Source organism: Acinetobacter sp. PFS20 (assembly GCF_052261015.1).
Lineage (GTDB): Bacteria > Pseudomonadota > Gammaproteobacteria > Pseudomonadales > Moraxellaceae > Acinetobacter.
The window spans coordinates 157,255-177,210 of sequence record NZ_JBPVZE010000001.1 but is presented as its reverse complement, the minus strand read 5'-3'; the positions used below and the strand labels follow the sequence as shown (position 1 = coordinate 177,210).

At 39.0% G+C, this 19,956-nt stretch carries 20 protein-coding genes; 10 read left to right on the top strand and 10 right to left on the bottom strand.

The features are described 5' to 3' along the window. The first annotated feature begins 69 nt into the window (after positions 1-69). Complete coding sequence (omp38, locus tag ACS125_RS00795) at positions 70-1,128, top strand: outer membrane protein Omp38 (RefSeq protein WP_049838091.1); 1,059 nt, start codon at positions 70-72, stop codon at positions 1,126-1,128. Positions 1,129-1,253: 125 nt separating this feature from the next. On the opposite strand, the gene ACS125_RS00790 is transcribed toward omp38, so the two are convergent. From ACS125_RS00790 to ACS125_RS00770, 5 genes are all read right to left on the bottom strand, one after another. Continuing rightward, entirely contained in the window at positions 1,254-1,412 is a 159-nt protein-coding gene (locus tag ACS125_RS00790) for a hypothetical protein (protein ID WP_174758661.1), read from the bottom strand. Positions 1,413-1,415: 3 nt separating this feature from the next. Continuing rightward, entirely contained in the window at positions 1,416-2,621 is a 1,206-nt protein-coding gene (locus ACS125_RS00785) for an RtcB family protein (protein WP_004789221.1), read from the bottom strand. A 266-nt stretch (positions 2,622-2,887) separates the two neighbouring features. Further along, positions 2,888-4,348 (bottom strand): amino acid permease, encoded by a 1,461-nt coding sequence (locus tag ACS125_RS00780; protein WP_004789223.1) that lies wholly within the window; start codon positions 4,346-4,348, stop codon positions 2,888-2,890. A 21-nt stretch (positions 4,349-4,369) separates the two neighbouring features. Then, positions 4,370-5,383: a methyltransferase gene (locus tag ACS125_RS00775; protein WP_443270047.1), complete on the bottom strand. Its 1,014-nt coding sequence runs from the start codon at positions 5,381-5,383 to the stop codon at positions 4,370-4,372. A gap of 63 nt (positions 5,384-5,446) precedes the next feature. After that, complete coding sequence (locus ACS125_RS00770; protein ID WP_049838089.1) at positions 5,447-6,805, bottom strand: uracil-xanthine permease family protein; 1,359 nt, start codon at positions 6,803-6,805, stop codon at positions 5,447-5,449. Between the two features lie 177 nt (positions 6,806-6,982). Here ACS125_RS00770 and typA point away from each other — a divergent pair, with 177 nt between their 5' ends. The 3 genes from typA to ACS125_RS00755 all read left to right on the top strand — a co-directional run bounded on the left by typA (position 6,983) and on the right by ACS125_RS00755 (position 9,997). Then, positions 6,983-8,812: a translational GTPase TypA gene (gene typA / locus ACS125_RS00765; protein ID WP_004789229.1), complete on the top strand. Its 1,830-nt coding sequence runs from the start codon at positions 6,983-6,985 to the stop codon at positions 8,810-8,812. 258 nt (positions 8,813-9,070) lie between these two features. Beyond that, entirely contained in the window at positions 9,071-9,502 is a 432-nt protein-coding gene (mscL, locus tag ACS125_RS00760) for a large conductance mechanosensitive channel protein MscL (protein WP_004789231.1), read from the top strand. A gap of 141 nt (positions 9,503-9,643) precedes the next feature. Beyond that, complete coding sequence (locus ACS125_RS00755) at positions 9,644-9,997, top strand: gamma-glutamylcyclotransferase family protein (protein WP_174728885.1); 354 nt, start codon at positions 9,644-9,646, stop codon at positions 9,995-9,997. A gap of 10 nt (positions 9,998-10,007) precedes the next feature. Here ACS125_RS00755 and ACS125_RS00750 read toward each other — a convergent pair whose 3' ends face one another. Continuing rightward, positions 10,008-10,298, bottom strand: coding sequence for a peptidylprolyl isomerase (locus tag ACS125_RS00750; RefSeq protein WP_005309756.1), 291 nt, complete (start codon positions 10,296-10,298; stop codon positions 10,008-10,010). Between the two features lie 19 nt (positions 10,299-10,317). Beyond that, positions 10,318-11,142 (bottom strand): bifunctional DNA-formamidopyrimidine glycosylase/DNA-(apurinic or apyrimidinic site) lyase, encoded by an 825-nt coding sequence (mutM, locus tag ACS125_RS00745; protein ID WP_443270043.1) that lies wholly within the window; start codon positions 11,140-11,142, stop codon positions 10,318-10,320. 75 nt (positions 11,143-11,217) lie between these two features. Between mutM and ACS125_RS00740 the strand changes: the two genes are divergently transcribed. The 4 genes from ACS125_RS00740 to ACS125_RS00725 all read left to right on the top strand — a co-directional run bounded on the left by ACS125_RS00740 (position 11,218) and on the right by ACS125_RS00725 (position 16,138). Next, positions 11,218-11,784, top strand: coding sequence for a DNA-3-methyladenine glycosylase (locus ACS125_RS00740; RefSeq protein WP_443270041.1), 567 nt, complete (start codon positions 11,218-11,220; stop codon positions 11,782-11,784). A 134-nt stretch (positions 11,785-11,918) separates the two neighbouring features. Beyond that, positions 11,919-14,039: a TonB-dependent receptor family protein gene (locus tag ACS125_RS00735; protein ID WP_443270039.1), complete on the top strand. Its 2,121-nt coding sequence runs from the start codon at positions 11,919-11,921 to the stop codon at positions 14,037-14,039. Positions 14,040-14,048: 9 nt separating this feature from the next. Further along, positions 14,049-15,158: an NADH:flavin oxidoreductase/NADH oxidase gene (locus ACS125_RS00730; RefSeq protein WP_013196898.1), complete on the top strand. Its 1,110-nt coding sequence runs from the start codon at positions 14,049-14,051 to the stop codon at positions 15,156-15,158. A gap of 56 nt (positions 15,159-15,214) precedes the next feature. Next, on the top strand, positions 15,215-16,138 hold the full coding sequence (locus ACS125_RS00725) for an AEC family transporter (RefSeq protein WP_443270037.1): 924 nt from the start codon (positions 15,215-15,217) through the stop codon (positions 16,136-16,138). 28 nt (positions 16,139-16,166) lie between these two features. Here the strand turns inward: ACS125_RS00725 and ACS125_RS00720 are convergent, their stop codons facing one another. The 3 genes from ACS125_RS00720 to ygfZ form a co-directional block, all read right to left on the bottom strand. Next, positions 16,167-16,991: a tetratricopeptide repeat protein gene (locus ACS125_RS00720; protein ID WP_443270035.1), complete on the bottom strand. Its 825-nt coding sequence runs from the start codon at positions 16,989-16,991 to the stop codon at positions 16,167-16,169. A 182-nt stretch (positions 16,992-17,173) separates the two neighbouring features. Next, on the bottom strand, positions 17,174-17,884 hold the full coding sequence (locus ACS125_RS00715; RefSeq protein WP_151964333.1) for a DsbC family protein: 711 nt from the start codon (positions 17,882-17,884) through the stop codon (positions 17,174-17,176). A gap of 146 nt (positions 17,885-18,030) precedes the next feature. Beyond that, entirely contained in the window at positions 18,031-18,753 is a 723-nt protein-coding gene (gene ygfZ / locus ACS125_RS00710) for a CAF17-like 4Fe-4S cluster assembly/insertion protein YgfZ (protein ID WP_443270032.1), read from the bottom strand. Positions 18,754-18,965: 212 nt separating this feature from the next. Here ygfZ and ACS125_RS00705 point away from each other — a divergent pair, with 212 nt between their 5' ends. Together ACS125_RS00705 and ACS125_RS00700 are read left to right on the top strand one after the other, a co-directional pair. Next, positions 18,966-19,418 (top strand): SRPBCC family protein, encoded by a 453-nt coding sequence (locus ACS125_RS00705; RefSeq protein ID WP_443270030.1) that lies wholly within the window; start codon positions 18,966-18,968, stop codon positions 19,416-19,418. 107 nt (positions 19,419-19,525) lie between these two features. Next, a complete protein-coding gene (locus ACS125_RS00700) occupies positions 19,526-19,882 on the top strand; it encodes a DUF488 domain-containing protein (protein ID WP_353155972.1) in 357 nt (118 codons plus the stop codon). Positions 19,883-19,956 lie beyond the last annotated feature (74 nt).

Here is a 19,956-nt window from a genome sequence, read left to right as displayed (position 1 = left end):
GAAAATATCTCAGGGGCCAATAAATTTAGGCTGAGCTTGAACAACAATTGTTATCTCTGGAGGATATCCATGAAATTGAGTCGTATTGCACTTGCTATGCTTGTTGCTGCTCCATTAGCTGCTGCTAATGCTGGCGTAACTGTTACACCATTATTGCTTGGTTACACTTTCCAAGACAGCCAACACAACAATGGCGGTGACAAAGGTGAATTAACTAACGGACCTGAACTACAAGACGATTTATTCGTTGGTGCAGCTCTTGGTATTGAGTTAACTCCATGGTTAGGTTTCGAAGCTGAATATAACCAAGTTAAAGGTGATGTAGACGGTCTTGCTGCTGGCGCTGAATACAAACAAAAACAAATCAATGGTAACTTCTATGTTACTTCTGATTTAATCACTAAAAACTATGACAGCAAAATCAAGCCATACGTATTGTTAGGTGCTGGTCACTACAAATACGAAATTCCTGACCTTTCTTATCATAACGATGAAGAAGGTACTTTAGGTAATGCTGGTTTTGGTGCTTTCTGGCGCTTAAACGATGCTTTATCTCTTCGTACAGAAGCTCGTGGTACTTATAACTTTGACGAAAAATTCTGGAACTATACAGCTCTTGCTGGTTTAAACGTAGTTCTTGGTGGTCACTTGAAGCCTGCTGCTCCTGTAGTAGAAGTTGCTCCAGTTGAACCAACTCCAGTTGCTCCACAACCACAAGAGTTAACTGAAGACCTTAACATGGAACTTCGTGTTTTCTTTGATACTAACAAATCAAACATCAAAGACCAATACAAGCCAGAAATCGCTAAAGTTGCTGAGAAGTTAACTGAATACCCTAACGCTACTGCACGTATCGAAGGTCACACAGATAACACTGGTCCACGTAAGTTAAACGAACGTTTATCTTTAGCTCGTGCTAACTCTGTTAAATCAGCTCTTGTAAACGAATACAACGTTGATGCATCTCGTTTGTCTACTCAAGGTTTCGCTTGGGATCAACCGATTGCTGACAACAAAACTAAAGAAGGTCGTGCTATGAACCGTCGTGTATTCGCGACAATCACTGGTAGCCGTACTGTAGTTGTTCAACCTGGTCAAGAAGCGGCAGCTCCTGCAGCAGCTCAATAATTTGAGTTCTTGAACAGTAAAAAAGCGACTCGTTAGAGTCGCTTTTTTTATTGCGATTTTTAAAATATTTAGTCATTTCTATGTCTCCTTAATAAATAATTACTTTCGATCTTGGTTTAAATTATTTACCATTCACCTTTTCTCAATTGCTGTTTAGCATCTTGTCTATCTCTACGATGTTGAGCACGAGGTTTCTCTGTTTCATGAATTCCACCTTTGTGAAGTAAAGGGGAAAGAGCCACTTGATTACGGACTTTGATTTTTGGCATTTCTTTAATTTTCATGTTTTAACCTTTAATACATAAAACTTGTTTAAGTGTGTGAACAACTTCAATGAGGTCAGCCTGATTTGCCATGACTTCATCAATATCTTTATAAGCACTTGGGATTTCATCAACAACACCACTGTCTTTGCGGCATTCAATACCTTGGGTTTGTTCAATAAGATCTTGCTGGTTAAAAAGAGTTTTTGCCTTGCTTCGACTCATTTTACGACCTGCACCGTGAGAACAAGAACAAAATGACTCAGGGTTTGCTTTACCTCTGACGATATAAGAGCGTGCTCCCATTGAACCTGGAATAATGCCTAATTCATCTAAGCCTGCTCGAATTGCACCTTTTCGGGTGATCAATAAACTTTCACCGAAATGTGTTTCACGGCTTACATAGTTATGGTGACAATTAATTGCTTCTTTTGTCATTTGAAAAGAGGGTAGAAGAGGGCGAATTGCTTCTAATATTAATCGCATCATTTCTTTGCGATTTTCAAAAGCATATTCTTGAGCCCACTCTACAGCTTCTACATAATCATCAAAACTGGTTGATCCTTCGGCAAAATAGCTTAAGTCTTTATCAGGTACGTGGCCAAAGCGATGCTGAGCTTCTTTCTTGGCTAACTCAATAAAATAAGTACCAATGACATTACCCAGCCCTCTGCTACCTGAATGTAGCATCACCCATACGTCTTGATTTTCATCAATACATAATTCTATAAAGTGATTGCCACCGCCTAAAGTACCAAGTTGCTTTTGCCATGTTGCATCAAACTGTCGAAGCATTCGAACAAGTCCAGGATGCTTTTTGATAATGGGTTCTAAGCGTTTTTCAAGTGGAATAATGCTAGAAGCTTTTGCTTTAACTTGTTTATGCAAAGCAAAGCCAACTGGTACTTTACGTTCGATCGCATCACGCAAACGACTTAAGTTATCAGGTAATTGTGAAGCCTTTAAACTCAAGCGAATTGCATTCATTCCACAGCCAATGTCAACTCCTACAGCAGCTGGAATAATGGCATGTTTGGTTGGAATAACACTGCCTACAGTCGCGCCTTTTCCTACGTGAACATCTGGCATAACAGCAATATGTGAGTATATAAATTGCAGTTGAGCCATTTTCTTGAGTTGTTCGATACTTTCACTATCTATATCTTGAGTGAAAATTTTAACGGGAACACCGTAAAGTGCTTCCTCATTTAATATTTTTTGTATGCCCATAATTTTTCTCTTATTTTTGTCCGAGCAGGCATAAAAAAACCTAGCGAATGCTAGGTCTTAAATTTGAGCATTCGGACAAGTGAAGTGAATTTGTACACTTGTCCGTGAGCTGACATCGTGCCAAATTATTTAATCTGTTTTACCTTGTAGTATTGGCATGATGTCCTCCTTATTTAAAAGCGCCGTTGAAAATCTGAACGGCATTTTACGCTTTTTTAATCAAAGATCAAGCTTTTGATCTTTGATTTACTTTTAATTACCGATTCTTAGTCTTGCTCTGGCTTCACATTCATTTGATCATAAGCGATCAGTTTAGTTTTATTTTTCCACTTATAGCCTAACCAAATAATTAAGAATAATGGCAAACTAATATAAGTTGAAAGTAGGCCTAACCAGTCAATTTTTCCACCTAAAATGGCTTGATAGTTCTGCCCTAAGATGATGATTGAACAGAGAATAAAGGCAAACCAAGGGGCAAATGGGAAAAATTTGGCACGGTAAGCTAAATCTTCTAATTTATACCCTTGAGCAATATAGCCTTTACGGAAACGATAGTGTGAAATCGCAATGCCCAGCCAGACAATAAAACCACACATCCCTGACATATTCAGTAGCCAGTTAAAGACTTGTTTTTCACCAATAAACGTTGTCAAGAAACAAAAAGCGGCGATAAATGTGGTGGCATATAGTGCATTCATCGGAACGCCACGACCATCAAGTTTTGCAAACCACTTTGGTGCACGACCTTCCTGAGCCATTTTAAATAACATACGAGTTGATGAATACATGCCTGAGTTACCTGCAGACAAAATAGCAGTAAGAATGACAGCATTCATTAAACCAGCTGCAAAAGCAAAGCCAACTCTCTCATAGAGCAATGTAAATGGAGAAAGTGCAACATTTTCAGTGGTAGCAGCTTGCAATAAATTTGGGTCATCATAGGCAATTAGCGTGCCGATAATGAAGATACATAAGATATAAAATAATAAGATTCGCCAGAAAATCTGTTTGATTGCAAGTGGAATCGTTTTCTTTGGATCTTTAGATTCACCAGCAGCAACCCCTACCATTTCAGTGCCTTGGAAAGAGAATCCGGCAATCATTGCTACACCGATCATGGCTTGTAAACCACCAACAAAAGGTGCTTCTTTATAGGTCCAGTTTCCAAAAGCTGCGACACCTGGAGTTAGCATAATCTTAATGATCATGGCTAAGCCAATGATAATAAACGCTACAATCGCAATCACTTTTACCATTGAGAACCAGAATTCGCTTTCGCCGAATCCTTTTACTGTCATGGCATTGATTGCAAAAATTACGATGAGGAACAGGGCACTCCAGTAAAACCCTGGAATATCAGGGAACCAGAACTTCATAATAAACTGAACTGCTACAAGTTCGAATGCAACTGTGATTGCCCAGTTATACCAATAGTTCCAACCTAAAGCGAAGCCAAAGCCTTCTTCGACATAACGACTACCATATGTAAAAAAAGCCCCAGAAGTTGGATTATGGGTTGCAAGTTCACCTAAACTGGTCATTAAGAAGTAAATCATAATACCAATAAGCGAATAGGCGAGTAGCGCTCCACCTGGGCCAGCATTTGCAATGGTCGATCCAGAAGCAAGGAAGAGGCCTGTACCAATGGAACCACCAATGGCGATCATATTCAGATGACGAGCCCCAAGCTTACGCTGGAGTTTTTCAGGAGCATGTGTTTCGCTCATGGAGATTCCTTACATAGTTTGTTATGCACAGGCATATAACACCTTAAAGCCTTGAAGATCAGTTTTAATCTGGCACTGACCAAAGTGCTTCTCAATTAAGATCGGATAGTTTAAAAAACGGTTTGCTACAATCCATAGCTCACCTGATGCCTTTAAATGTTTTTTAGCGTTTTGGCAGAGTCCTTCACTTGCATCATAGTTGGTATGAATACCTTGATGGAAAGGAGGATTACTGACAATGGCATCGAGTTCTGTTGGAGCGTCTGCAATACCTGTAACAGGCTGCAATCTCAACTGGTCTGAACCTATTCCATTTCGACTAAAAGTCATTTCCGTTGACCGTAAAGCGAAAGCATCAATATCTAGGGCATGAATAATATTACTCGAATTTATTTTTGCCAAATAGCAACTGATAATTCCAGCACCACACCCGAAGTCGGCAATTCTACCTGATTTCACTTGATTAAGATAAGGGAGTAAAACAGCAGTTCCGACATCTAAATGATTTTGGCTAAAAACACCGGGAAGGGCACAAATCGTAAGCTCTTGTTCATTAACCTGAACAGTATAGGTTTTAAGCCATTTTTCTAGAGGTTTAATTTGTTCTGTTTTCTCAATCTTTAAGTGCCATAGCTGACAGTGACGTGCACTATCAAGTTTTAGTACTTTGCCAAAGCTTTGTAATTGTTTGGCCGCTCTTTCTACGCCACCTTTTTTTTCACCGACTAAAAAAACCGATTGATTGGTTTTAAGATGGCTCATCACTACATGTAATATGTAATTTAAGAGTTCTTTAGATTTTGGAACAAAAATAATTGCTTGGTCGAATTCTTGTGAGGGAAACTCAATTGAGAAGTGAGCTTTTGTTCCACTATTTATAAATCCTTGATAGTCGGCATGGTTCCATGTCCAGACTGACGCATCAGTCCCAGCTGGTAATTGACTGACTAAGGCATCATTCGGTGCATTAATTAACAAGACTCTACCTTTTAAATAGTCTTGCTGTCTTAATACCACTTCACTTCTAGGATCCATGTACATCTCTCATGAAGAAGAATGCCCAGTGGGAGCTGGGCAGTAATCAAAATTAAAAGTTAGTTATTTATGCGTTTCAGGAAGTACAACATTTAAAATTAATGCTGCTATACCACCTGTTGCCACGCCAGAGCTAAAAATATTTTTAAATAATTCTGGAAGATGCTCTAAAATTTGAGGAACTTGAGCAACACCCAAACCTAATGCAAGTGAGATGGCAATAATTAATAGCGCTCGGCGGTCAAGGTGAATAGATGAAAGAATATTAATGCCTGATGCAGCCACGGCACCGAACATCACCATAACAGCGCCACCTAAAACTGCTTGAGGAACTGCTTGTATAACACCAGCTACCGCAGGAAAGAGACCTAATAAAATAAGTAATCCAGCAATCCATATACCTACGTAGCGGCTAGCCACACCAGTGAGTTGAATTACACCATTATTTTGAGCGAAAACAGAACTTGGGAAAGTATTAAATAATCCAGCGAGTAAAGAGTTTGCACCATTTACTAATACACCACCTTTAATACGTTTCATCCATTCAGGACCATTAACGGGTTGGTTAGAAAGTTTACTGGTTGCTGTTACATCACCAATGGCTTCTAAAGAGGTCACCAAATAAATGAATGCCATTGGAATGAATAAACCCCATGAGAAGCTCAAACCAAAGTGCATTGGTGTTGGAATTTGTACGAGGGGCGCATCTTTAATACTAGAGAAATCTAAATGTCCCATAAATCCAGCAAGAATGTAGCCAATCACTAGCGCGATTAAAATAGCTGAGCTTTTAATCCAAACCACTCGAATACGATTGAGTACAATAATAATCGCAAGTACAGTACATGACATAATAAGGTTGTCTGCACTTGCAAAAGTATGATCTTGCATGGCTTGGTAGCCGCCACCCATACTAATCAAGCCTTCTTTAATAAGCGTTAAGCCAATTAATAAAACAACAATACCTGTCACCAAAGGAGTAATTAGTCTTTTTACCCATGGAAGAATTTGCGAAACACCCATTTCAATAAAGGAGCCAGCAATTACTACACCGAAAATTGCAGCCATAACTTGGTTGACTGGTGTTCCTGCGGCAACCATTGCACTACCAATACCAATAATAGGACCAATAAAGTTAAAACTTGTGCCTTGAACAATAAGAAGACCTGCACCAAACGGACCAACTTTTTTACATTGTAGAAATGTAGCAATACCTGAAATTACCAAAGACATCGATAAAATCATGTTGGTTTCAGTGCGTGAAACGCCTAAAGCTAAGCAAATTAAAAGGCCTGGTGTAACAATTGGTACAATAATCGCAAGCAAATGCTGGAAAGCTGCTAAAAAAGCGATCAAAGGTTTTGGTCGATCATTTAAACCATAAACAAGGTCTAAATGGTCTTGAGAGTGTTGATTGGACATGGGTGTAGGTCTGCCGCAATTTTGCAAATTGGCGCTATTCTAATCGAGATAACTATCTTTACAAAACGAAATACAGGCTATTGGAAATTTTTTTTGTCAATGTCAATAAACTGTCACTACTAAAATCTATAATTTTTCTGTATAATTTGCCCTCAAGTTTCAGGCTTATCGAATTCTATGTCAGATATCAAAAATCTCCGCAATATTGCAATTATTGCCCACGTCGACCACGGGAAAACCACACTTGTCGATAAATTACTTCAACAATCAGGTGCTCTTGGTGATCGCGCTGGTGAGATTGAGCGTGTCATGGATTCGGGCGCTATTGAAAGTGAACGTGGTATTACCATTCTTGCAAAGAACACTGCAATTAAATGGACCGATGCTCGTACGAATACAGAATACCGTATTAATATCGTCGACACCCCGGGACACGCCGACTTCGGTGGTGAAGTTGAACGTGTAATGTCGATGGTTGACTGTGTATTGTTATTGGTTGACTCTCAAGAAGGTCCAATGCCACAAACTCGCTTTGTAACTCAAAAAGCGTTTGCTCGTGGTTTAAAACCAATCGTAATTATCAACAAAGTTGACAAGCCAAGCGCGCGTCCAGACTGGGTGATTGACCAAGTATTTGACTTGTTCGACAACCTTGGCGGTTCTGACGAACAGCTAGACTTCCCAGTTGTTTATGCATCTGGCTTACGTGGTGTTGCTGGTCCTTCTCCAGAAGAATTGGCTGACGACATGACGCCATTATTCCAAACAATCGTTGACATTGTTGAACCACCAGCAGTTGATGCTGATGGTCCATTCCAAATGCAGATCTCTTCACTTGACTATAACAGCTTCGTAGGTGTTATCGGTGTTGGTCGTATTCAACGTGGTTCAATTGGTTTAAATACACCTGTAACTGTCATTGATAAAGATGGTAAGACACGTAACGGCCGTATCTTAAAAATTATGGGTTACCACGGTCTAGAGCGTGTTGATGTTGATTCTGCTCAAGCAGGCGATATCGTATGTATTACAGGTATTGATGAACTTCATATTTCTGACACGATTTGTGATCCGAAAAATGTTGAAGCTTTACCACCATTATCTGTAGATGAACCTACAGTAACAATGACTTTCCAAGTAAACAACTCGCCGTTTGCAGGAAAAGAAGGTAAATTCGTTACTTCACGTAACATCCGTGAACGTTTAGACCGCGAATTAATTCACAACGTAGCATTACGTGTAGAAGACACTGACAGTCCAGACCGTTTTAAAGTATCTGGTCGTGGTGAACTTCACCTTTCAGTTTTAATTGAAAACATGCGTCGCGAAGGTTTCGAAATGGGCGTATCTCGTCCACAAGTAATCTTGAAAGAAGTTGACGGTGAAAAACAAGAACCTTACGAAAACGTTACATTTGACGTTGAAGAACAGCACCAAGGTTCTGTAATGGAACAAATGGGTAACCGTAAAGGTGAAATGACAAATATGGAAGTTGACGGTAAAGGCCGTATCCGTATTGAAGCAACTGTACCTTCACGTGGCTTAATTGGTTTCCGTTCAGAGTTCTTGACTATGACTTCTGGTACAGGAATCATGACTTCAAGCTTCTCTCACTACGGTCCGATGAAACAAGGTACTGTTGCGAAGCGTCAAAACGGTGTGTTGATTTCTATGGTTCAAGGTACTTGCCTTGGCTATGCATTGTTCAGCTTGCAAGACCGTGGTCGTCTATTCGCTAAACCACAGTTAGAAGTTTACGAAGGTATGATCGTAGGGATTAACTCACGTTCAGACGATATGGTGGTGAACCCAACTAAAGCTAAACAGTTAACTAACGTACGTGCTTCTGGTACAGATGATGCTTTAACTTTAGTACCTGCAATTGAATATACGCTTGAACAAGCGCTTGAGTTCATTGAAGATGATGAATTAGTTGAAGTAACACCTAAGTCAATCCGTATCCGTAAGCGCTGGTTGACTGAAAACGAACGTAAGCGTAACAAATAAGTTATTCTTATCTTCGGATGATAAAAACCGCTGATTTCGATCAGCGGTTTTTTTAATCGTTCTATTTAGAATTAAACTAAGCTTAAAATCATATTTTTCTTATCAGAGAATATGTTGTTAAAGTGTGAGATAGTTTTCTTTTTTTTGATAAAAATATTAAATTATCAATATCATGGCGAGTACTATCTAAATCGATAAGATGCCATTGAAAAAGAAAAATATGACGTGTTTCGGCCCCCGACATCTGGAGATGTTTAGATGAGTATTATTCAAGAATTTAAAGAATTTGCCATTAAAGGCAATATGATGGATTTAGCCATTGGTGTGATTATTGGTGGTGCTTTTGGCAAAATCGTGGACTCTTTAGTAAAAGATATTATCATGCCAATTATCAGTGTTATTACTGGTGGTGGTGTTGATTTTTCGCAGAAATTTATTGTGCTAGGAGCCAACCCGACCAATCTGCAATCTTTAGATGCTTTGCAAAAAGCAGGTATCAATGTTTTAACTTATGGTAATTTCCTCACCATTTTAATTAACTTCCTAATTTTGGCTTGGGTCGTTTTCTTAATGGTGAAATTATTAAATAGACTTCGCCGTGATAAGAATGAGCCAGAAGCTCCAGCTGCAACTCCTGAAGATATTCAGTTATTGCGTGAAATTCGCGATGAGTTGAAAAAGCAAGCTTAACAATATTCTGAATTAATAAGAAACGGTACCGAGAGTGCCGTTTTTTATTACTTAGTATTTTATACTGGACTAAAGATATTGATAAAATAGACAGGCTACCGATAGGCTCAACTACCTAGATTGTAAAAAGGATATAAATAAATGAATCAGCTTTTTGTGTATGGCACTTTATGTCCGAATAAAGCAAATGCTCATATTTTAGAGCAGTTTGGTGGAAGCTGGGAAAAAGCTAGTGTACGCGGTGTGATTCATATTTTAGATTGGGGACCAGATAAAGGTTTAAAGGCGCTTGAGTTAGATTCGCAAGCAGATCGGGTAGAGGGTTATTTATTTAGTACGGAAAAACTTGCTGAAAACTGGCAAATGCTTGATGACTTTGAGGGTTTTCAATACCAGCGTGTTATCGCGGATGTGAAATTAGAATCGGGTGAATGCGTTAAAGCCTGGACATATCAACTGAATGCACAGGCTCAAGCTTCTGAAGAAAATACTTAAATTAATCGAATTAACGCAAGCTGCCCATTCGGAATTTGACTTCTAAAAGATGATAGCCAAACTGGCTTTTGATTGGGCCTTGTAACACACGTTCAGCAGCTGTAAAAACAACTTTGTCGATCACTGGCACAAGTTGTCCTTTTTTGACTTCGCCTAGTTCTCCACCGCGTTTTGCCGAATTACAGGTAGAGTATTGCTTGGCAATTTTTGCGAAGTCGGCACCATTTTGTAACTTCTTTTTTAGCTGCTCAGCTAAGTCTTTATCTTTGACTAAAATATGTCGGACAATTGCTGTTTGCATGTTGTCTTTCTCCAAAAAATTAAGGCTTTCTCAGCTTTTTAAGCGGTTGGCATTGTGGGCAAAATACGCTGGCGCGCTGACCAAGTTTTAAGTTTTCTAATGTGGTTTCACAGTTAACGCACATTTCTCCAGCACGACCATAAGCAAGTAATGTTTGCTGGAAATAACCATTTTCACCCATGGCATTACTGTAGTCGCGTAAAGTCGAACCACCTAAATCAATTGCTGACTTTAGAATTCGTTTAATTTCGACAACTAATTTCTCAATCTGTTGCATACTTAAATCACCAGCAGGTTGTGCTGGGTGAATGCCAACATTAAATAAGCTTTCAGTTGCATATATATTGCCTACACCAACGACTACATGATTATCCATGAGTGCAATTTTTATGCCGACAGCCTTATTCTTGAGTTTGGAAGCTAAATATTCTGCATGAAAGTCAGCACTTAAAGGCTCAGGTCCTAAAGTGTCAATGAGTTTGCCTTGAGTTTCCGTATTAAGCCAAAGAATACAACCGAAACGACGTGGGTCATGATAGCGTAATTGCTGATCTTCAAATTGAATAATTAAATGATCATGTTTTCTTAGTTCATCATGTGGCTCGGTCAGACGAAAGCTACCTGACATGCCTAAATGCCAGAGCATTTGATCTTGTTCAAACTCTGCCAAAATATATTTTGAACGTCGATTTAACCCAATGAGACGTTGCCCAACGAGTTTTTGAATGTCATCTGGTATAGGCCAACGTAAGCTCGGATTACGTACTTCAACATTTAGAACTTTTTGATTCAATAGAGGAAATAAACTGGTTTTGGTTGTTTCGACTTCGGGTAACTCAGGCATGCCAACTCGCAGAATTAACAGATATACTGGATTAATCAAGTATAACGTGTGGTATGTAATATTTCAGAGATTACTATGTCAGATATTTTACCATTAAGCTGGTTTCAACGTGAAACCTCAGAAGTAGCTTATGACTTAATTGGCTGCGTATTATGTAAGCGACAACCTGATGGTCAAGTCATCCGTTGCACAATTAGTGAAACAGAAGCTTATTTGGGTGTTCGTGATAAAGCTTGCCACAGCTACAATGACAAACGCACAGCACGAACAGATGTAATGTATCGCTCTGGCGGTACGATTTATGTCTACTTAATTTATGGCATGTATGAAATGCTCAATCTGATTACTCAGACAGAAGGTATTCCTGAAGGGGTAATGATTCGTTCTGCATTTTTAAGTGGTGCTTCAACAAAAAAAGAATATAAGCTTCTAGCTGGACCCGGCAAATTGACACGTTATTTAGGTATTGATCGATCTTTAAAAGGCCAGACTTTGAGTGAAGAATCTGGTTTGTGGGTGGAAGCAGCATCAACACAGCCAGAAGTGGTATTGACGCCACGGATTGGAATTGATTATGCCGAAGAAGCAAAAGATTGGCCTGAACGATATTGCTGGAAAGACCATCCATCTTTGAGTCGATAATTCTAATCTGGAAATCAATTTTTAGATATCGATGAAGAGTGTTCTAGATTTACAACAATACAGACCGAATTCTATATCCAGACAAGACATCGCTTTTTGTTATGATAACTACAATATAAATAAAGGAAATAAGCATGTCCTTATTACGCTTAGACCGACTTCATTACTGTATTTTGATGAGTATGGGCTGCATTTCTAGCCCACTTGTTTGGGCAGAAGACTTAACCCAAGACGTGACTGTATTGCCAACGTTACATGTGGAAGCGACACGTACAGATACAACCTATTTGCAAACACCAGCTTCAGTTTTTCGAATAGATGCACCTCAAGTCGATACTTCTTCACAAGTAAATTTAACCGAAGTTGTGAAGGGTATACCGAGTTTACAGCTTCGCAATCGTGAAAATTATGCACAAGATTTACAGTTATCTATGCGTGGTTTTGGTGCACGTTCAACTTTTGGGGTTCGAGGCATTCGCCTATATGTGGACGGTATTCCTGCAACGATGCCAGATGGACAGGGTCAAACGTCTAATATTGATTTAAGTAGTCTGGACCATGTTGAAGTTCTAACGGGTCCTTTTTCTTCACTTTATGGAAATTCATCAGGTGGAACTATTTTAACTTCTACTAAAGAAGGGCAAGGGAAAGACTCAATTGAGCTGAGCTATTCAGGAGGCAGTCACGATAAAAGCAGAGCAGGACTCGTGCTACAAGGCGGGGCAAAGGACGCGAATGAACCAAGTTATGTTATTAGTTCATCATATTTCGACACGGATGGTTACCGAGAACATAGCGGTGCAGAAAAAGTATTAAATAATGCAAAGCTCAGTTGGAACCTTGATGATGGTAGCAAAATCAACTGGGTCACCAACTATGTAAAAATTCATGCAGATGATCCGCAGGGTTTAACGCGTGACCAGTGGAATGCGAATCCAAAGCAACAAGTTCCATTTTTAAAGCAATTTAATGTCCGTAAAGATATTGAACAGACCCAAACAGGGGTGACATGGTCTAAGCCTATTAATGATAAAAATGAACTCTATGCCATGGCATATTTAGGCAATCGCCAAGTCACTCAATATCAATCTATACCTAAATCAACACAAGATGCCAGCATCAATCATGCAGGCGGGATAATTGATTTTGAACGTGATTATTATGGCGCTGACTTCCGTTGGACGGGCAAAGAGTTACTTCCAAACACCACTGTAAGTGTTGGTGTGGCACTTGATGCAATGGATGAAGATCGTAAAGGTTTTGAAAACTTTAATGCGGATGGTATTTATGGTGTCAAAGGTAAGTTACGCCGTGATGAAGATAATACTTTGTGGAATATCGATCCATATTTACAAGCTTCATGGCAGTTCTTACCAACATGGCGTTTAGATACAGGTGTGCGCTATAGCAATGTCCACTATAAGTCAGAAGATCGCTATTTAAGCAATGGCGATGATAGCGGTAAGACTGATTATAATAAAGTTTTGCCTTCTGCTGCTTTAAGTTGGCAAATTGTACCTGAGCTTATGGCCTATGTGAGTTATGCAAAAGGCTTTGAAACACCAACTTTTACTGAAATGGCATATCGACCAGACGGGAAAAGTGGTTTTAATTTTGATTTAACAGCATCTACAAGCGATACCTATGAAACAGGCTTAAAATCACAAAACCAATTTGGTGATTTTACTTTGGCAGTTTTTCAAACTAAAACCAAAGATGACATCGTTTCTGCCGGCAACTCAAATGGCCGATCAACGTTTCGTAATGCAGATAAAACCTTACGTGAAGGCGTAGAGTTTGCATGGAATAAAAAGTTGTGGCGAGATTTAACTGCGACTGCTAGCTATACATATTTAGATGCAACTTTTGATGCTGATATTCCAGCTTTAGGGAATATTGCTCAAATTCCATCAGGCAATGCCATTCCGGGAATTGCTAAAAACCAGGCTTATGCCTCTTTAGCTTGGCAGCCATCGCACGGTCTATATGGCGGGGTAGATGTACAGTATATGGATAAAGTATACGTGAATGATACCAACAGTGACGCAGCGCCAAGCTACAGTGTAACCTCAGCTAATGTGGGTTATGCATGGGTAATGGGCGACTGGAAAGTGAATAGTTTTGCCCGTGTTGATAACCTATTTGATAAAAACTATGCAGGTTCAGTGATCGTAAATGATGGAAATGGACGCTACTTTGAACCAGCGGATGGACGTAACTGGAGTGCAGGTTTACGTGTAATTAAGCAATTCTAGGAATTAAAAATGGCAAAATTATTTGAAACGGTTAACTTTGGTTCACTACAACTGGTCAATAGAATTGTAATTGCTCCAATGTGCCAATATTCGGCAACAGATGATGGTGAAATTACCTATTGGCATGAACAGCAATGGGCGAATTATGCATTGTCTGGCGCTGGGCTTTGTATTGTAGAGGCGACTGCTGTACAGCCTGAAGGTCGTATTAGCTATGCTGACCTTGGGCTCTGGAATGATCAGCAACGTGACCAAATCAAAACGTTGTTAGCTAAGGTTCACACACTTTCACCGATGCCATTTGGAATTCAGTTAGCACATGCAGGCCGTAAAGCATCTACTGAAAAACCGTGGTTAGGTAAAGGTCAGATTGCAAAAGATCAGCCTCATGGTTGGCAAACGGTTGCTCCCAGTGAAAGTACCTTTTCAGTGCATGATGCAGCGCCCCATGCTTTGACCATTGCTGAGATTAAACAAGTTCAACAAGACTTTGCAGCAGCTGCAAAACGTGCTGTAGAAGCTGGGTTTGAGTTGATTGAAGTTCATGCTGCGCATGGTTATTTACTACATCAATTCTTATCGCCAATTGCTAATCAGCGTACTGATGAATATGGTGGCTCTTTAGAAAACCGTATGCGTATGACTCTTGAGGTTCTTCAAGCAATTAAATTGGCTGTACCAGAAGGTTATCCTGTAGGTGTTAGACTCTCTGCGACTGATTGGTTAGAGAGCATTGAGCATTGGGATGTTGAGTCTACAGTGGGTTTATCAAAAGCTTTAGAGCAATTGGGCGCAGCATACGTGCATGTGTCTAGTGGTGGTTTGCACGAGCATCAATCAATTACGATTGGAGCTGGCTACCAAGTTCCTTTTGCTGAACAAGTCAAAAAGCATGTATCTATTCCAGTGATTGCTGTAGGGTTAATTACTGAGCCAGAACACGCTGAACAAATTTTGGAAAACCAGCAAGCCGATGCTATTGGTCTTGCTCGTGCAATGTTATATGACCCAAGATGGCCTTGGCATGCAGCAGCAGCTTTAGGTGCAGAGGTTAAAATTGCACCTCAGTATTTGCGCTGCCAACCTCATGGATTAAAACAGCTTTTTAACTCTTTTTAATTGTATTGGGCAAAGTCATCTTTGCCCATTTTTCTTTCGCTAAGTGAGGACGGTCAGTGGTTTTTCAGGTTATTTTACCTATCTTGATATTGCTATTGATGGGCTATGTTTGTGTTCTCATCAAATTGGTAACACCTGAACAGATCAGGGCTCTTAGCGCATTTGTAATTAAAATTTCCTTACCAGCTTTTCTAATCCATTCATTGGCAAATAAAAGCTTACAAGATATTTGGCACCCTGCTTATTTTATTGCTTATGGCGGTGGGTCTTTAATTTTATTTTTCTTGGCTTTCATTCTCTATCGAAAATATTTTAAAAATAGCTTAACCCACAGTGCCGTCATCTCGATGGGCGCATCTATGTCCAATACTGGATTTATGGGAACAGCTATTTTAACCATGTTGATAGGTAATCACGCTGCGATTTATATTTCTTTAACACTCATTATTGAAAATTTATTGATTGTGGCGCTGATGCTGATTTTGGCCGAAGCTGGTTTACATCAACAACAAAATCTTTTACCGCTTTTAAAACAGACTTTTTTAAATTTACTCAAGAATCCTGTCATTATCGCGATTTTGGTTGGGATGGGGTGCATTCTTTTAGATGTTAACCTTCCTACAACACTTGATCAATCACTAGAGTTACTTGGGCGTACAGCTTCACCTTTGGCTTTATTTGCCATTGGAGGAAGTCTAGTCGGTATTGGAATCACAACAGTAAATACAGAAAGTGTTTTTTTGGCGATATTGAAAGTTATCCTCATGCCATCCGTGATTTTTTCACTCTTTTTGATCACTCCCAATGTAAGTCGTGAAATGCTTTATGCAGGAACATTAATTGCTGCTCTACCAATGCCGATTGCTTTTGGAATTTTTGGACAAGCCTACGGTCTAAATGAAAAAGCATTAACACCGCTTATGATTAGTACGATTGTTGGTTTTATTGGTGTTAGCGGGCTGATTGCTTTGTGGTGGTAAAAAAGCCCCATGAGGGGCTCATCATTCATTATTTTTTTGGTGCTGGCTGTGTTGGAGCATTGGCAGCCTGTTTGCTCTTTTCTGCAATGATTTTATCAACTGAAGCTAAAGACTCTCTAGCGTTCGGAACATTTTGATTGGCAAGTTCAGTAAAAATCTTTTTTGCTTGTGGTAGATTTTGCGGAATGATATTGCCATTCGCCATCATGGTCGCTAAAGCCATAGAAGCAGGGGCATAGCCTTTTTGCGCAATTGACTGTAAAGCTTCGATACCTTGGCGTTTCATTAACGGATTTTTATTTTCCACACCTTGGCTAATATCATAAAGTGCTTTTACCTGAATAGCCGGGTAGTTACCTTTTCTAATTAAAGGCGCCAATTTTTGTAGGGCAATTTGATGTGACTGCGGTTTTTTCTGTGCAAATAAAATCGTCGCAATTTTCACAGTTGCATCATCAGAACCTTGAGCCGATGCCTTTTGAACATATTGACTGAATTTGTTGCTGTCTTTGGCAACTCCTAATTCACCAGTCTCATAAATTTGTGCAAGCGTGTAACTTGCTTGAGCATAGCCTTTATTTGAAGCATCTTCATAATATTTAAGGGCTTTAGAAGAGTCTTTTGCTGTACCTTGGCCCATTTGAGTCATATAGCCTAAGTTATAGATGGCTTGGGCATTACCTATTTGGGCGAGGCGTTGCATTTCTTGAAATGCAGCAGAGTAATTTTTTGCTGCGTAGAGTTGTTCAGCTTGTTTGAAAACATCTGTTTTCGCAGCAGTCGCTGTGTTATCAGCTGCATAAATTGATGCACTTGAAAGGGTGATTAGGCTTGCAATTAGTAATTTCTTCATTTCTTTTTAACCTTTTACTTCGTAGCTACATCATTCCATTGATGCATTAAATAGTTTCAATTTCTCATCATAAATATTGATTGCTGAAAGTAAACAGCCGATTTGTATATAAAGCGCTGCACTTTGGGCAAATTGTGGAGAAAAGACCCACTCACATTCATATAACGGAGTGGGTAATATTATTATTTTGCTGATTGAAGTAATGCTTCAATTTGCTTGGCATCACTTGGAACACCAGAGAGTCTTTGGCCATCTTGCAAGAACAGGGTAGGTGTTCCATCAATATTTAATTTTTGACCTAAAGCAATATTTTTCTGAATTGGGCTTGAGCAACTTTTGCTATTAGGCGGTAATTTGCGATTAAGCATATAGTTTGTCCAAGCCTCTGCCGGATTTTTTGAACACCAGATTTGATTTGAAACTTTTTCAGCATTTGGATGCAAACTAGTGAGAGGATAAAGGAACACATATACCGTTACGTTATCAACCCCAACCATATTTTGTTCTAGGCGCTGGCAATATGGGCAATCTGGGTCACTAAAGACATAGATCGTACGTTCACCTTTACCTTTTACATATTTAATGGCCTGATTTAATGGCAAACTTTTAACGTCAATTTTACCCAGTTCGGCAATACGTTCTTCAGTCATATTTTTTTGTTGTTTGATGTCGACTAAGTTACCAACAAAAAAGTACTTGGCATCTTGGTTTGTATAAACAATGCGGCCGCTTGTATACACTTCATAAATGCCTTGAACTGGCGACTGATAAACACCTTTTACAGGCAAATCTGGATAATTCGTTTTAAGATTTTGTTCAAGTGCTTTAACGTCAGCATGAGCAGAACCGAAAATAGCCAGACTCAACATGAGTGTAGCAAGTTTAGTTTTCATCTTTTTTCTCTTTAATTTCAACAGGGCTAATGATTGCATATAAAACTTAAAAATTTGATATTCTAATCTAATGAAATCATTAGTGTTTTGTATCTATAAAAAAGCCCACTAACTTAGCAGTGGGCTGTTTGAACTAATAAAAGTTATTATTGTGGTCTTGCAACATCGCCACTTAAAGCTTCGGGTAAATCAAGAACTTGAAGCCCTAACTCTTGTAGAGCAGCAGGTTTAGCAACAACTAAAGCCAGATAGCCAGCATCATTTGCAATACTATTAACGACTTCGACATCGTTATTTAATTGAGTTGCTGAAGCAGGCGCCTCGCCTGTACCTTGGACCAGATGTAACCAGTGTTTTGGTTTTGCTTTAAACCAAAGACGCGCCACAATTTCCTGACCTAGGTAACAACCTTTATCGTAATTAACGCCTTCACGTTGATGTAAACGTAATTCCTGTGGTTGGAATACATGTTCAGTAGTCTGAGTAATCCACGCTTGACCAGTCATAATAGCTTGTTTTTGCCATTCAGAAATATCAGTTTCTAGTGCTGAAAATTCAGTTTGATGACCTGAAATCGTTGGAAAAGCAGGGCCTTGTTCACTCAAGGTCATTTTCGAAAAAGCACCAAATTTTTTAACATGTTTGGCAAACTCTTCAGCTTGATCTTGAGCAACTACAATTTCAAAACTTTCAGGATTAATCTTCTTTAGCCACAAGCCAAAGTGAATACGACCTTTAAGATCACAAATGGCTGTATAGCGAGTTTCATTTTCAGCTAAACGTTCAGTATCTACAGTAACTTGGCCTTGTAAAAACTTTTGTGCATCTACACCGTTTAAAGCATATGAGGAGAAAGCGAGCAGACTCATGATTAATCTCAAATTCAATATGTTTCTTTATGATTGCTGACTATTTTGCTCCATTTTTACTAAAAAATCAGCCCTAGTTTTGGTAATTTGATTTCGCCTGAAAAAAGTATTTTGTTTGAAAAAACACCAAAAATATACGTTCGGATAAAGCGGAAGGTTTAACCTAATAAGCATAATTTCGATAATCTAAAAGAAGTTAAAATAAGGAGAATATGATGACAACAGGAACAGTAAAATTTCATCGTGTGTTTAAGGCTCCAGCCGAGCGAGTCTATCGTGCATTTTTAGATCCAGATGCTTTAGTAAAGTGGTTGCCACCTCATGGTTTTACTGCCAAGGTCCATAGTTTTGATGCAAATGTTGGTGGTTCATACAAAATGAGTTTTACCAATTTTTCAACAGGTTCAACACATGCTTTTGGTGGAACATATGTGGAATTAGTTCCAAATGAATTAATTCGATATAACGATCAATTCGATGACCCAAATTTGCCCGGCACCATGCAAGTTACCATTACGTTAAAAAGCGTATTGGTAGGTACGGAAGTACATATTACGCAAGAAGGTATACCAGAAGTTATTCCTGAGGAAGCTTGTTATTTGGGATGGCAAGAATCTTTATCTTTACTGACTTTATTAATCGAAGCGGATATCCCTGATCAGTAAACTCTCTAAAATTTTAATGAAATCTTTAAAAGGTGAGTGGAGCTAAATCTGCTCACTTTTCTTTTATAAGACCTATCTAAAATATAAACCTTGCACGGAGAAAGATGATGGATATACACATTAAAAGAATTTATGAAAATGCTGAGCCTAGTGATGGGAAGCGAATTTTGGTTGACCGCCTATGGAGTAGAGGAATTAGTAAGGAAAATGCTCATTTAGATTTATGGCTAAAAGAAGTGGCGCCTTCAACTGAACTTCGCAAGTGGTTCCATGCAGCAACGCCAGATCATTGGGAAGAGTTCAAGCAGCGTTATTTAAAAGAGCTTGAAACCAACTCCGCAGTTGAAGAGTTACAACACATCGCAGTAGAGCATACAGTTACGCTTTTATATTCAGCAAAAGATATTGAAAATAACCATGCAATTATTTTGAAAGAATATTTATTAAGTAAAAACTCAAAATGAATGTATAAATTTTTTTTTGGTAAAAGTCTTTTATTTAAAACTTTAAAAAATGAGTCATATCTCGCATAATATAC